This window comes from Acinetobacter sp. OYA S30 (assembly GCF_033599315.1).
Lineage (GTDB): Bacteria > Pseudomonadota > Gammaproteobacteria > Pseudomonadales > Moraxellaceae > Acinetobacter > Acinetobacter baumannii.
The window spans coordinates 39,932-52,408 of record NZ_JAWVAV010000006.1 but is presented as its reverse complement, the minus strand read 5'-3'; the positions used below and the strand labels follow the sequence as shown (position 1 = coordinate 52,408).

17 protein-coding genes are annotated in these 12,477 nt (G+C 36.3%); 9 read left to right on the top strand and 8 right to left on the bottom strand.

Translation table 11 applies throughout. From position 1 onward, the window contains the following. Positions 1 to 100: 100 nt before the first annotated feature. Positions 101 to 1,402 carry a branched-chain amino acid transport system II carrier protein gene (brnQ, locus tag R5R67_RS04825; protein ID WP_001186685.1) on the bottom strand — a complete coding sequence of 434 codons (1,302 nt, stop codon included), beginning with the start codon at positions 1,400 to 1,402 and terminating at the stop codon, positions 101 to 103. A 352-nt stretch (positions 1,403 to 1,754) separates the two neighbouring features. Here brnQ and map point away from each other — a divergent pair, with 352 nt between their 5' ends. Further along, positions 1,755 to 2,549: a type I methionyl aminopeptidase gene (gene map, locus R5R67_RS04820; protein WP_001202776.1), complete on the top strand. Its 795-nt coding sequence runs from the start codon at positions 1,755 to 1,757 to the stop codon at positions 2,547 to 2,549. Between the two features lie 53 nt (positions 2,550 to 2,602). Here the strand turns inward: map and R5R67_RS04815 are convergent, their stop codons facing one another. Beyond that, positions 2,603 to 3,505 carry a LysR family transcriptional regulator gene (locus tag R5R67_RS04815; RefSeq protein WP_000954523.1) on the bottom strand — a complete coding sequence of 301 codons (903 nt, stop codon included), beginning with the start codon at positions 3,503 to 3,505 and terminating at the stop codon, positions 2,603 to 2,605. 243 nt (positions 3,506 to 3,748) lie between these two features. On the opposite strand from R5R67_RS04815, the gene R5R67_RS04810 reads away from it, so the two are divergent. Then, positions 3,749 to 4,072, top strand: a complete 324-nt coding sequence (locus R5R67_RS04810) for a hypothetical protein (RefSeq protein WP_000121844.1) — start codon at positions 3,749 to 3,751, stop codon at positions 4,070 to 4,072. A 46-nt stretch (positions 4,073 to 4,118) separates the two neighbouring features. On the opposite strand, the gene grxD is transcribed toward R5R67_RS04810, so the two are convergent. Then, a complete protein-coding gene (grxD, locus tag R5R67_RS04805) occupies positions 4,119 to 4,460 on the bottom strand; it encodes a Grx4 family monothiol glutaredoxin (RefSeq protein ID WP_000138830.1) in 342 nt (113 codons plus the stop codon). 227 nt (positions 4,461 to 4,687) lie between these two features. Between grxD and R5R67_RS04800 the strand changes: the two genes are divergently transcribed. Then, entirely contained in the window at positions 4,688 to 5,896 is a 1,209-nt protein-coding gene (locus tag R5R67_RS04800; RefSeq protein WP_000129946.1) for an aspartate aminotransferase family protein, read from the top strand. 51 nt (positions 5,897 to 5,947) lie between these two features. Here R5R67_RS04800 and R5R67_RS04795 read toward each other — a convergent pair whose 3' ends face one another. From R5R67_RS04795 to R5R67_RS04785, 3 genes are all read right to left on the bottom strand, one after another. Further along, complete coding sequence (locus R5R67_RS04795) at positions 5,948 to 6,379, bottom strand: CBS domain-containing protein (protein WP_000156920.1); 432 nt, start codon at positions 6,377 to 6,379, stop codon at positions 5,948 to 5,950. A gap of 140 nt (positions 6,380 to 6,519) precedes the next feature. Further along, positions 6,520 to 6,894: a DUF2750 domain-containing protein gene (locus R5R67_RS04790; protein ID WP_001087274.1), complete on the bottom strand. Its 375-nt coding sequence runs from the start codon at positions 6,892 to 6,894 to the stop codon at positions 6,520 to 6,522. 436 nt (positions 6,895 to 7,330) lie between these two features. Continuing rightward, positions 7,331 to 7,564 carry a hypothetical protein gene (locus R5R67_RS04785; protein WP_000616034.1) on the bottom strand — a complete coding sequence of 78 codons (234 nt, stop codon included), beginning with the start codon at positions 7,562 to 7,564 and terminating at the stop codon, positions 7,331 to 7,333. A 215-nt stretch (positions 7,565 to 7,779) separates the two neighbouring features. Here R5R67_RS04785 and R5R67_RS04780 point away from each other — a divergent pair, with 215 nt between their 5' ends. The 6 genes from R5R67_RS04780 (at position 7,780) to R5R67_RS04755 (ending at position 12,059) form a co-directional block, all read left to right on the top strand. Then, positions 7,780 to 8,139 (top strand): hypothetical protein, encoded by a 360-nt coding sequence (locus tag R5R67_RS04780; RefSeq protein WP_000185571.1) that lies wholly within the window; start codon positions 7,780 to 7,782, stop codon positions 8,137 to 8,139. Positions 8,140 to 8,239: 100 nt separating this feature from the next. Next, positions 8,240 to 8,566, top strand: a complete 327-nt coding sequence (locus tag R5R67_RS04775; RefSeq protein ID WP_000955082.1) for a hypothetical protein — start codon at positions 8,240 to 8,242, stop codon at positions 8,564 to 8,566. A gap of 107 nt (positions 8,567 to 8,673) precedes the next feature. Further along, the gene (gene ftsY, locus R5R67_RS04770; RefSeq protein WP_001187342.1) at positions 8,674 to 9,780 is read left to right on the top strand and encodes a signal recognition particle-docking protein FtsY; all 1,107 of its coding nucleotides are present in this window, start codon (positions 8,674 to 8,676) and stop codon (positions 9,778 to 9,780) included. A gap of 188 nt (positions 9,781 to 9,968) precedes the next feature. Further along, on the top strand, positions 9,969 to 10,565 hold the full coding sequence (locus R5R67_RS04765) for a nitroreductase family protein (RefSeq protein ID WP_000102943.1): 597 nt from the start codon (positions 9,969 to 9,971) through the stop codon (positions 10,563 to 10,565). A gap of 225 nt (positions 10,566 to 10,790) precedes the next feature. After that, positions 10,791 to 11,462: a DUF2057 domain-containing protein gene (locus R5R67_RS04760; protein WP_000175350.1), complete on the top strand. Its 672-nt coding sequence runs from the start codon at positions 10,791 to 10,793 to the stop codon at positions 11,460 to 11,462. A gap of 72 nt (positions 11,463 to 11,534) precedes the next feature. Next, entirely contained in the window at positions 11,535 to 12,059 is a 525-nt protein-coding gene (locus R5R67_RS04755; RefSeq protein ID WP_000593793.1) for a GNAT family N-acetyltransferase, read from the top strand. A gap of 12 nt (positions 12,060 to 12,071) precedes the next feature. Here R5R67_RS04755 and R5R67_RS04750 read toward each other — a convergent pair whose 3' ends face one another. Both R5R67_RS04750 and cydX read right to left on the bottom strand, forming a co-directional pair. After that, on the bottom strand, positions 12,072 to 12,371 hold the full coding sequence (locus R5R67_RS04750; RefSeq protein WP_085916945.1) for a cyd operon YbgE family protein: 300 nt from the start codon (positions 12,369 to 12,371) through the stop codon (positions 12,072 to 12,074). Next, the gene (cydX, locus tag R5R67_RS04745; RefSeq protein WP_000270276.1) at positions 12,372 to 12,473 is read right to left on the bottom strand and encodes a cytochrome bd-I oxidase subunit CydX; all 102 of its coding nucleotides are present in this window, start codon (positions 12,471 to 12,473) and stop codon (positions 12,372 to 12,374) included. Positions 12,474 to 12,477 lie beyond the last annotated feature (4 nt).

Genomic DNA, 12,477 nt, shown 5'->3' with positions numbered 1-12,477 from the left:
TGCTGATGTTAGAAATAAAATGCCGGTTGGGTAAACGCAGCATTTTATTCGATATATAAAATCATGTTTGGGTAAAACTCGATTTCAAAAAAACATCAGATTAAATGCTTTTATGTTTAACTTTGTCGATAAGAGTAGTCACTACAAGAACAACTAAAGATGGGATCAACCATGCCAAGTTTTGTTCATTTAACGGTAAGTGTTGAAGGAAATTAGGGAGGTAATCACCAAAACCTGCAACCTTAAGCCCGTCAATAATTCCGAAAATTAAAGCAATGCTTGTTACTGAACCGACAATAAAAGATGGTTTATGCCAAAATTTCCAGAAGAAACTGAGCATAATAACTACAATTGCAGGTGGATAAATTGCACTTAAAACTGGTACTGATACGGCAATTAGCTTAGTCAATCCAAGGTTGGAAATAATGAAAGAAAAACCAACTAAGATGAAAACTAAAAGCTTATATGGCAACTTAGTAAGTTGAGCGAAATATTCAGCACATGCACAAGTTAAACCAATTGCAGTAACCATACATGCTAAGAAAATGAGACCTGTTAAGAAGAGTGAACCCATATTCCCAAAAGCATGTTGAACATATGCATGTAGGATTACAGCACCATTTGCTGCATTAGGAGCGACTTCATGGCTACCCAAACCTAATTTAAACAAGCTTAAGTAAACTAAAGTGAGTCCTACACCAGAAATAAGGCTGGCAATAATTGCATACTTGGTCACTAGTTTGTTATCAGTAACACCACGCGAATAGATCGCTTGAATAATGACGATACCAAATACTAGGGCACCTAAAGTATCCATGGTGAGATAACCATTTACGAAACCTTCTGAAACAGGAGAGTTAACGTAATGATTAATTGGAGCAGGAACATAACCCGCAGGAATCATAACCGCTGCAATACCTAAAATTGCTAAAGCGATAATTTTCAGAGGAGCTAGAACATGTCCAACTGTGTCTAAAAGCTTGTTCGGATATAAAGAAACGACAGTTACAAATGCGAAGTAAATTGCACTGTAAATTAAAAGGCTACTGCTAGACGTTCCAAAATAAGATGAGAAACCAATTTCATAAGAAACTGTTGCGGTGCGTGGTGTAGCAAATAAAGGGCCAACTGATAGATAACAAACTACAGTTAAGATCAGACTTGCGATACGACCTAGCGGTGAACTAATAATTTCGATGGAACCCTGCATACGAGAGAGGGCCATAATGGTAATTACAGGTAAGCCAACGGCAGTAATCAAAAAACCTATGGCAGCTAGCCATACATGATCACCAGCTTGTTGAGCGACAATGGGAGGAAAGATAATATTACCAGCCCCAATAAAGAGGGCAAAGGTCATAAAACCTAAGGCAATAATATCTCCGGTACGAAGCTGTTGCATAAATTAAATTTAACAAAAAAGAAAGAATTTTAGAGCAAAAGAGATCATGATCAAGCGCTATTTTATGTGAAAAAGCTTTTTTTTAGGCCGTATCAATCATCCAGAGATATTAAAAATATCAACTGGTTAAGTTATCTACTTGAAAACTCATTGAAAGAAATAAAGAAAACATTTTTTAGGTCTGACTTTTTAAAGAAATTGTGTAAAAATGAAAATATAAATTTCTATTATGAATGTTGAATATTTGGACATTAAAAGCTTTCCGCCTATCCTATATCCATTCTAAAATATTCTAAATTAACTAACATTTTTGTAGGCGTGGTAAAAGCAGTGCCTACGAGGATAAAATTGAATGAGAGCTTCTACTGTTACAATTAAAACTGAACAAGATCTAGAAAAATTAAGAGTTTCTGGGCGTTTGGCTGCACAAGTTTTAGAAATGATAGGGGAGTATGTCAAGCCAGGTGTAACAACTGAATATTTAGACAATATTTGTAATGATTACATCGTAAATACTTTAAAAGTTATACCGGCTAATGTGGGTTATCATGGATTCACAAAAACAATATGTACTTCAGTCAATGAAGTGGTATGTCACGGTATCCCTTCTCAAAATAAAATTTTAAAAGATGGCGATATTATTAATATTGATGTAGCAATTATTAAAGACGGCTATTTTGGTGATACGAGCCGTATGTATTATGTCGGTAACGTAAATCCACATGCTAAAAAATTAGTTGAAACTACTTATGAAGCAATGGTCGCAGGTATACATGCAGTTAAACCAGGGGCGACTTTAGGGGATATTGGTTACGCTATTCAATCGGTCGCTCATCGCGAAGGATATAGCATTGTTCGTGAATATTGCGGGCATGGCATTGGTAAAGTTTATCATGAACAACCTAATATTCTGCATTATGGACAACGCGGCCAAGGTCTTGTTTTGAAAAAAGGGATGGTCTTTACAATTGAACCTATGGTTAATGCAGGCAAACCTCAGGTAAAAGAGTTAAATGACGGCTGGACCGTAATTACCCAAGATCATTCATTATCTGCTCAATGGGAACACATGGTTGCTGTTACAGATACAGGGTTTGAATTATTAACGCCGTGGCCCGAAGGTGTGGGAAATTATCCAGAAATTTAATATGCATAAAAAAAGTTCGATAATCTATCGAACTTTTTTTATGCGGCTTTGATTTATGGATGTTCTGAAAGATGTTCTACCAAATAATCAATAAATACACGTACAGCTGGCAGTAAACCTCTTCGTGACGGATAAACAGCATGGAATATACCGTGGGCTGCTTTCCAATCTGGCAAGATTTGTACAAGTTGACCTGATTTTACAAAATCCTCAGCTGCTGTGTCAGGTAATAAGGCAATACCACAATTTTGACTTGCAAGTTGGGCAAGCATATAAATATTTGTTCCCATGATAGTTGGGCTAACTTTCACTTTCTTCAGTTGGTTGTCTGGGCCATGCAATATAAATTGTTGATCTAAATGCTCTTCAGACAAGCTTAAAATACGATGATCACTTAACTCATCAGGTGACTTAATATTACCAAACTCATTTAAATAAGCTTGGCTTGCAAAGAGACTTTGTTCTATTAGCGCAAACTGTCTTAGTACCAGACTAGGGTCATCATCTAGTTTAGATCTGACCCGTAGAGCAATATCAATTCCTTCATTAATTACATCAACGCGTCGATTACTTACAATAAGTTGTAAACGAATTTCAGGATATTTTTTTAAAAATGCCGGTAAAATTTTGGGTAGCTGGTTTTGTGCTATATCGACAGGAACGCTTACTTTGACTACACCCCTAGGTTGAATACTTAAGTGATCAACTAAATCATGAGCTGCTTGTGCGGCATTCATCATGACTTGGGCGTGTCTATAAATATCCATACCAATATCGGTAACTGCAAAATGACGAGAACTGCGCTGAATTAAGCGAACCCCTAAATTTTCCTCTAAGTTATAAACACGACGACTTAATTTTGATTTTGGAATATCCGTAACACGTTCGGCGGCACTAAATCCACCATGCTCAACAACAAGGGCAAAACAATAAAAATCATCAAGATCTGTGAGCATTAAAATATCCTATTTATGCAACACTAAAGATTTTACATTATTACTTTTGCAACGATAAAGTTTGATTTTAATTTTTTGTAAAAAGCTTATTAATAAACCTTAAAACAGATAGTCAGATGATTTGAAATTTCATTGTAATTACATTTAAATTATTTTGTAATTTAATTTCTTAAATTAATAGACAAATATGGCGCTTATAAGCTAATTCTCCTAAAATATATTTTTCTCGATTTTTTAAATAATATGTCTTACCAGTTAGTTGAATTAGAGAACGCAACCGCTAATATTATTTGCCCGATTTGTAAGCTTGCCGTTATTGATTGGACACAAGAGCAATATGTTCAACCTTGTGAACATACAGTATTTATTGCAATGGACTTAGGATTTGAGTTTGTTGCTGACCGTTTTGAAGAAGTTATGAATCAAAACGTAGATGAGTTACATGAAGATCCGAACATAAATATTTTTGATGCGATAACTACTACACCATATAAAAATTTAACTATTTTAAAAGCAGATCTTGGTGTAGATGGGCTATTTCGTTATGTCGGTATAAGTGATTGTTAAATTTATAAGTATAAAAAAGCCAATCTTTCGATTGGCTTTTTTATTATTAAGCTTCTGGAGCTGCGCTGTATTGTTCGATTAATGGTTTTAATTCGCCATTTTGGAACATTTCAAGCATGATATCGCTACCACCAATAAGCTCGCCGTTTACCCATAATTGTGGGAAAGTAGGCCAGTTTGCAATTTTTGGTAAAGTTGCACGAATATCAGGGTTTTCTAAGATGTTCACATATGCAAATGGACGACCAATTTGACTGAGCGCCTCTACTGCACGTGCAGAGAAACCACATTGTGGAAACTGTGGAGTGCCTTTCATGTAAAGTAAAACGGGATGCTTCGCAATTTGATCGCGAATTAACGCTTCAGTATCACGTGCTTGTTCAGTCATAAATAGATCCTCAACTAATCTTGCAGCATTATAGGGGGTGTTCACATCGCTTTGCAAACCGCCTTGTTGCTTAAAGTTGCACAGAATATTCAATATTTTATTGTATAAACCGAAGCGATAGCAAAAAGCAGACGAAATTTTAGATAAATGAATGATGAGACTTTTCATCAGTGCAAGTTTTTGTTTATATAAACCCTTCTTAAAACCTCATACAGACAGAGTTCGTGATGACTGATATTACCCTAGCTCCAGTACAACCTGATCAACCAACACATTTAATGGCTACTTATGGTCGCCAAGCGATCAGTTTTGTTCGAGGCCGAGGGGCGTATCTTTATACACAAGATGGTACAGAATATTTAGATGCACTCACTGGTATTGCTGTATGTGGTTTAGGGCACGCTCATCCAGCTATTGCAGAAGCCATTGCAGAGCAAGCTGCTACACTTGTGCATACGAGTAATTTGTTTGAAATTCCTTGGCAAACTGCGGCTGCTCAAAAGCTTGCTGAAGTTTCAGGTATGGAGGAAATTTTCTTTTCAAACAGCGGTGCCGAGTCAAATGAAGGAGCAATTAAAATTGCTCGTAAATTTGGTACTCAACAAGGTATAAGCTTGCCAAAGATTATTGTTGCTGAGCAGTCATTTCATGGTCGTACTTTAGCGACCCTGTCAGCAACTGGTAACAAGAAAGTACAAGACGGTTTTGCACCTTTAGTGGAAGGTTTTATTCGAGTGCCATTTGGTGATATTGAAGCCATCCAAGAGGCTGCCTTACAGCATCCAGATATCGTTGCTATTTTAATTGAACCAATTCAAGGTGAAGGTGGTATTAATACTGCACCACAAGGATTTAGCTATTTAGAAGAAGTTCGCCAAATTTGTAACCAGCATAACTGGTTAATGATGCTAGATGAAATCCAAACTGGTAATGGCCGTACTGGTAAATACTTTGCGTATCAACATACGAATATTATTCCGGATGTTTTGACCACAGCAAAAGGTTTGGGTAATGGTTTTCCGGTGGGTGCTGTAATGACTCAAGGTAAAGCAGTAGGCTTGTTAGGACCTGGCAGTCATGGTTCTACTTATGGTGGTACAGTATTGGGTTCTCGTGTGGTTTACACGGTAATTGATACGATCCAGAAGGAAAATGCAGTAGAGAATGCAGCAGTAGTGGGTAATTATATTGTTGACCAATTACGTGCTCAATTGTCGGATAAGAATGTGCAAGTACGTGGTTTCGGTATGATGATTGGTATCCAATTACCTAAAGATTGTGCTGAGCTCGTTGCGATTGCTCGTGATGAATACAAACTTATTATTAACGTTACGGCAGGTTCGGTGGTTCGTTTATTACCGCCAATTAACATGACACAAGCTCAAGCTGATATTTTGCTAGAGCGTTTAGTCGCATTAATTACGAATTATCTTTAAGTTTAAAAACAATAAAAATGGGCGTTAATCGCCCATTTTTATTTTTTGTATTTAGCCTGAAATATATTGTTTTAATTGTTCAATCAAAACTTTCTGGTCTTCCATTGCGGCTTTAACCAAGTCACCAATTGAAATGAAACCAACCAATTTTCCATTATCTAATACAGGTAAGTGACGTAAATGACGATCGGTCATGAGCTGTAAACATTCTTCAACAGTATTATTTAAACCTACCGTAATCACTTTTGCTGTCATAATTTCAGCAACTGTAGTGCTATAAGATGAGCGCTCCATAAGCGTTACTTTTCGTGTGTAATCGCGTTCAGATAATATTCCAACAACTTGTTCACCTTCTGCTACGACTAAAGCACCAATACCTTTTTCAGCCATAATCGTAATTGCTTCGAGGACAGTTGCTTCGGGTGAAATTGTAAAAATGGCTTGTTCAGATTTGTTCTTAATTACTTGTGCAACGATAGTCATTTCTTCTGTCCTGTTGTTTTATCATTTTGATTTAAATTAGCTCGATTTTTGAAAAATGCAAAGACTTGCTAGTCATTCAAATATAAGTTTTATGCTTAAGCGTTCAAAAAGCACGCTATCTTGGGTAGCTCAAAGAAACTTTAAGCTACCTGCCATTTGGGATGATTAAAAAAGAAATGATGCATTTGCTGTGTAGATAACTTCAACTTGCGATGAGATGAGTTAAATAAAGCAGGAGTGACTTTTAACCGTGTTAAAGTAGGTAATAAAGATTCATGGAAGTCTTTTGGGGTAATTTTTCTTGGCTTGTAATTGGGCCAGTGAGTTTTGGCGTATCGATGTGCTTGTACTCCATTTAGCCAGAACGGAAAAATAAAATCTTCCTGATCTGATTTAATGGCCCAGCCTTCATCAAATAGTCCCCACAGAACCCCGCAGTACATCATGGTTCTTAAAATATAAATCTTGATCATCAAGTCTTTAGAAACCGGTTGTAGATTACTTAAACTGTTCATTTTAAATTTAAAGGTTTTCAACTTGTCCTGCTTATTATAAGAGAACCACATGACATTTCAGTTTAAACAGGTGTCAAATCGTAAACAAATATTGATGAGTAGAAATATCTATACAAATAAATGCTGGATAAGGGGTACTTTCTAAGTCACGACTGAAGTGGCGAAGTAAAGCTTTAGGCAAATAGGTAATTTTGGTTTTGTATAGGTATAAAAAAACGCCACCTGAGCAAGACAAAGCGGCTAAAGCTTTGGCGAAGCGCAAGATGAACATAGTTATGGTTAATTTATATTGAATTTTTTACAGACATAAAAAAACGCCACCTGAGCAAGACAAAGCGGCTAAAGCTTTGGTGAAGCGCAAGATAAATATAGTTATGGTTAATTTATATTGAACTTTTTATAGGTATAAAAAAAACGCCACCTAAGTGACGTTTCTTTATGCTTGCATCGTGGCTAGTTTCTGCCAGTATTGTGCTTTCATGGAATCACGTTCAACACGGAAGCCTTGGTAATATAGTTCTGCTAAGAACAAAGCAGCTTTACCGTGACCAGCACGAGCAACTTCTTCTAACTGTGCAACTGCATCTTGGAAATTCATTTGAGATTGAATTGTGTTAACCGCAGTTGCGTATACATGTTCTAAATCATGATGAGAGATACGTTGAATCATATAAAACTCCTTATTGTAATTATGATTACTTTTTCTAAAGGCCACTGCCTTTGAACTAATTTAACTTAGAATTGTTAAACTAATATTACAAATTAATGGATTTGTCAACTATTGAGAAGCATCAATTAGTTCACTATTAGGATACATGATTAAACATTATTCACAAATAATTTTGAGTAAAATCAATATGAGAATAAAAGACAAGGAGAATAACTATGACAAATACTATTGATGGCTTTGTTTTTGATAATCCTCCTAAAGAGGAGCAAATCATAGAACTTGCCCATTACCATCGTAAATTATTAGACGAAGCAATTTTCCATCAAGAAATACATTTAGGGGATTATTGTTTAGCACAAAGGAAACGGGTTTTCGACTATGCTCGTCAATTAGACCCTAATCAAAAAGCTTGGTTCTATCAAGTTTATGATGGTGAACTTAGAAAAATTGCAGATGAAGATGAATTGCACCCAGCAGATGCAGAAGAAGGTTTAAGTATTTTTGCTATGCTATTAGTATTAGTTATTATTGCTGCAATTTTATACTTCTCTGTAATTCGTTCCTTAATGGGCTAGCAATTGTCATCCAGTAAGGTTAAAGAATAATAGCCTTACTGGATTTTGACCTTGTGCTGAAGTGCATTGAACCCTACACTACATTCATTAGAGGTAGGTCATGCTCACATTCAAAGAAAATTTTCTTAAATTAAAGTCTGAGTTAAAGGCAGATCAATGTTTTAATCTGGTTGTGATTATTATCATTGGCTGTATTTTTATGCTGTCTTATTTGGCATTACTACGTCCTGTGAATTCAGAACAATATCAACGAATTGTGCAACTTTCTCGACAGGCTACTTATCCAAGAACTCAAGATATGGCCGAGTTGATTATGGCTCAATCAGAAATTCATAGAGCAGAGTATTTAAAGTTAATGCATGCTTATCAGTTTGAACATGATCACATCAAGCAATATCCTGCATTAGCGCAAGAAGATACTCAATAAGTATTGTCTTTATTTCAAAAAGGTTTTGCACGCTATTGAAGCAGGCAAAAATTTGAATTTATGCTAAACTTTCCGTTTTTTAACACGCTGCTTTTCAAGGAATCGGCATGCAACAACAATCGAATATGCAAAATAAATTCTTGATAGATGCTGAGATCGGGGATGACGATGTCACATTGCCTAATTTACCTGCTATCGATGTTCCTATCGTTGAGTCACCTGTTAAGCAAGAAGTAAAAGCTGAAGAAGTGGTCGAGGCTGCACCTTCTACAGAACCTGAGCAACCAAAATCTGGTTTCTTTGGACGAATGAAAGAAGGCTTGAGCAAAACTCGTCGTAATTTCACCGATGGTATGGTTAATATCTTAATTGGTGGGAAAGAAATTGATGATGAGTTGCTTGAAGAAGTCGAAGAGCAATTATTAGTTGCAGATATTGGTGTTGATGCAACAAAAACGATTATTACCAACTTAACTGAACGTACTGCTCGTGGTGATTTGATCTATTCACATTCACTTTATAAAGCCTTGCAAGAAGAGTTAGTTGCTTTGCTTGCTCCACGTGTGAAGCCTTTGCATATTGACCCTAATAAATCACCTTATGTGATTTTAATGGTTGGGGTAAATGGTGTTGGAAAAACAACAACAATTGGTAAATTAGCGAAGCGTTTACAAGGTGAAGGCAAAAAAGTGATGTTGGCGGCAGGTGATACATTCCGTGCTGCTGCTACTGAACAATTGCAAATCTGGGGTGAGCGTAACGATATTGCTGTAGTTGCTCAAGGTCATGGTGCCGATAGTGCATCGGTTATTTTTGATGCTTTTGAAAGTGCGCGAGCTAAAGGTATTGATGTACTGATTGCAGATACTGCGGGCCGTTTGCATAACAAAAGTAATTTGATGGAAGAGCTTAAGAAAGTTAAGCGTGTTATGCAAAAAATTGATGCAACAGCGCCTCATGAAATTATGTTGGTTGTAGATGCGGGTACTGGACAAAATGCAATCAACCAAGTACAAGAATTTGATCAGGCTGTCGGTTTAACAGGTATTACCATTACTAAGTTGGATGGTACAGCAAAAGGTGGAGTATTATTTAATATTGCTAGTCGTACTCATGTGCCAATTCGTTTCATTGGTGTGGGTGAAAAAATTGATGATTTAAGACCATTCTCGGCGAAATCGTTTGTTGCAGCACTATTTGAAACTGAAAAATAATTTTTAGCCAGAATTTAAAAAAAACCTCACAAAATAGTGAGGTTTTTTTATATCCATATCTTTTTTATTGTTGCGAAAATAAAACGAACTGTCATATTTTTAATGCTGATTATAAGAAATGAGTTCCATAGACTATATTCATTCCCAAACAACGGCCCATGGTCAATTAAATAGGTAGGAAATAAAAAATGTCTACTTTCTTAGATAAAATTAAAAACCGTCGTACTATTTATGCAATTGGTAAAAATGTTGCATTAGATCGCACAAAAATTGAAGAAACTATTCGTGAAGCGGTTAAACATAGCCCATCAGCGTTCAACTCTCAATCTTCACGTGTTGTTACTCTTTATGGTGAATCACATGCTAAATTTTGGAATTTAGTTCGTGAAGCATTACGTAAAATTGTTCCTGCAGATGCCTTTGCTGGTACAAATGCAAAGATTGATAGCTTCGTTGCTGGTGTTGGTACAGTACTATTTTATGAAGATCAAGCTGTTGTTAAAAGCTTGCAAGAGCAATTTGAATTATATGCAGACAACTTCCCAGTTTGGTCTGAACATTCAAGTGCAATTGCTCAGTTTGCGACTTGGACTGCGCTTTCAGAACTTGGTTTAGGTGCATCATTACAGCATTATAACCCGATTGTTGATGCTGATGCTGCTGAAGCATTTGATGTTCCAGCAACTTGGAAATTACGTGCTCAACTTGTATTTGGTTCTGTTGAAGCACCAGCTGGTGAAAAAGCATTTATTAGCGATGAAGATCGTTTTAAAACATTCAACTAAATTGAGTGGATGAAAAGAGTACCTAGAGGGTACTCTTTTTTTATGCTTTTAAAATTAGTTAGAAATTAATGATCAATAAAATAGGTGTTTATTAGAATTCAAAAAAATATTTTAAAAGCTTGAGCGGCGGCTTTGTAAACAGAAGGTTGTCATAAAATCGTCATAATCATATTGCATATTGCTCATGTTTTTACAAACTATTAAATATTACAGAGACGTGAACAGATGACTTTAAGATTAAGTGTCGCTGCGATGGGTTTATTACTCAGCGGTTCAGTATTTTCAGCAGTTACAATTACAGCGCCAGAGGAAATCGTAATCCTTGCGGTGAATGGTCAGGAAGTCAACTCTGGATTATTCCGTTCTTCTAAAAATAATTATAAAGTCGATGCTGGTGAGACAAGCCTAAGTGTACGTTATCAAGAATATTTTGAGCATTTAAGTGGCGAACACGATATTGTTAAGTCAGGAGTGGTTACCATTCAAACTCCAGCGCTTAAAGATGGTCAAACTTATAAGCTTGCAATGGTAGATGCTCCAAAACAATTTGAACAAGCCAAAAAATATGCTGAGCAACCTACAGTGGCTTTATATAATTCAAATAATGAGTTAATTGTTCAACAAACTGGTGCCAATAATGAGGCAAGGCCGTGGTTTGCATCGGGATTGCTAGGGAAAGTTACTGATTTCACGACTAAATCATCTAAACAACAACCTGACGCTGTGTATGCAGCTGCAAAACCTACCACGACTCAAGCTAATGCACCTGTTGCAACAACTATGCCTCCTACTGGTGTAGCACAAACTAATGATCAGCGTTTGGCAGAAATTTGGAAAAAATCTTCTAAAGCAGAGCGTCAAAAGTTTATGGCTTGGTTAGCTGAGCAGTCGAATTAATTGCTATTCAAAATAAAGCCGATTTAATATCGGCTTTATTTTTAGAATATTTTAAATAGCCTAAGTATATTTATGATCAAATTAAATTTCTGTTTAGCAGAATTTAGTGACATCCCAACACTAGTAGAGTTGATTAATCAGTCATATAGAGAACAACAAGGTAGAAGCTGGACTACTGAAGTTGAATATGTAAAAGGGCAACGTATTAATAAAGAGCAATTGAAACATCAATTAGAATTACCTAATTCAGTATTATTAATTGGAGAAATAGATTCTTCAAAAGTTGTTACATGTATTGGTCTTACATTTCAAAGTAATACAGTTGAGATAGGAACATTTTGTACAGATCCGCATGTTCAGAATATGAAAATAGGACGTTCTGTTTTGGAGTATGCTGAACAATTTGCTTTACACAAAGTACCTGAATTGGACAGCGCAATTATGTATGTTTTAAATGTGCGTTCAGAGTTAATTGCTTATTATGAAAGACGCGGATATATAAAAACAGGTAATCATGAACCATATCCGCTTGACGCAAATGTTGGATTACCACTTATACCAATTAAACTAATCGAAATGAAAAAGGACCTCAAATGAGGTCCTTTTTGTTTAGGTTAGAAACCAGATGTAATAGCCTAAAAGCATGAGAGGCCAAGCTATCCATGGACTAAACAACCATTTCCATAACCAGAAGTGCGGCACAAAACCCACCCCATAAATGAAGCCTCCGGAAATACCCACCATCACCAGCATAAGCTGGCTATGATTGTAGTGTCCGTTTGCATCTAACATGAGGGAAGGATGCACCAGTAAAATTACAGCAAGCGGCAATGCCAACAGAAATGAAATGGCCATTGCGAATGCTTGAGCTTTTCGTTGATTTGATGCTGTCATTGCGGTTGCCATGATTTATTCCTCATCTAAATTTTGATGATGTTCGATATAAAGAGCGCTCAATACACCCGCGAAACATGCCATCAAAATTCCAAGAATCCATGCGAAATACCACATTTGC

Bases quoted from the DNA above. Each gene is read 5' to 3' on its own strand.
- grxD (WP_000138830.1), bottom strand. From the start codon at position 4,460: ATGACTGAACAAGCACGTGATACTGAAGCGTTAATTCGCGATCAAATT.
- ftsY (WP_001187342.1), top strand. From the start codon at position 8,674: ATGCAACAACAATCGAATATGCAAAATAAATTCTTGATAGATGCTGAG.
- R5R67_RS04765 (WP_000102943.1), top strand. From the start codon at position 9,969: ATGTCTACTTTCTTAGATAAAATTAAAAACCGTCGTACTATTTATGCA.
- cydX (WP_000270276.1), bottom strand. From the start codon at position 12,473: ATGTGGTATTTCGCATGGATTCTTGGAATTTTGATGGCATGTTTCGCG.
- R5R67_RS04775 (WP_000955082.1), top strand. From the start codon at position 8,240: ATGCTCACATTCAAAGAAAATTTTCTTAAATTAAAGTCTGAGTTAAAG.
- map (WP_001202776.1), top strand. From the start codon at position 1,755: ATGAGAGCTTCTACTGTTACAATTAAAACTGAACAAGATCTAGAAAAA.
- R5R67_RS04780 (WP_000185571.1), top strand. From the start codon at position 7,780: ATGACAAATACTATTGATGGCTTTGTTTTTGATAATCCTCCTAAAGAG.
- R5R67_RS04785 (WP_000616034.1), bottom strand. From the start codon at position 7,564: ATGATTCAACGTATCTCTCATCATGATTTAGAACATGTATACGCAACT.
- R5R67_RS04800 (WP_000129946.1), top strand. From the start codon at position 4,688: ATGACTGATATTACCCTAGCTCCAGTACAACCTGATCAACCAACACAT.
- R5R67_RS04755 (WP_000593793.1), top strand. From the start codon at position 11,535: ATGATCAAATTAAATTTCTGTTTAGCAGAATTTAGTGACATCCCAACA.
- brnQ (WP_001186685.1), bottom strand. From the start codon at position 1,402: ATGCAACAGCTTCGTACCGGAGATATTATTGCCTTAGGTTTTATGACC.
- R5R67_RS04815 (WP_000954523.1), bottom strand. From the start codon at position 3,505: ATGCTCACAGATCTTGATGATTTTTATTGTTTTGCCCTTGTTGTTGAG.
- R5R67_RS04790 (WP_001087274.1), bottom strand. From the start codon at position 6,894: ATGAACAGTTTAAGTAATCTACAACCGGTTTCTAAAGACTTGATGATC.
- R5R67_RS04795 (WP_000156920.1), bottom strand. From the start codon at position 6,379: ATGACTATCGTTGCACAAGTAATTAAGAACAAATCTGAACAAGCCATT.
- R5R67_RS04810 (WP_000121844.1), top strand. From the start codon at position 3,749: ATGTCTTACCAGTTAGTTGAATTAGAGAACGCAACCGCTAATATTATT.
- R5R67_RS04760 (WP_000175350.1), top strand. From the start codon at position 10,791: ATGACTTTAAGATTAAGTGTCGCTGCGATGGGTTTATTACTCAGCGGT.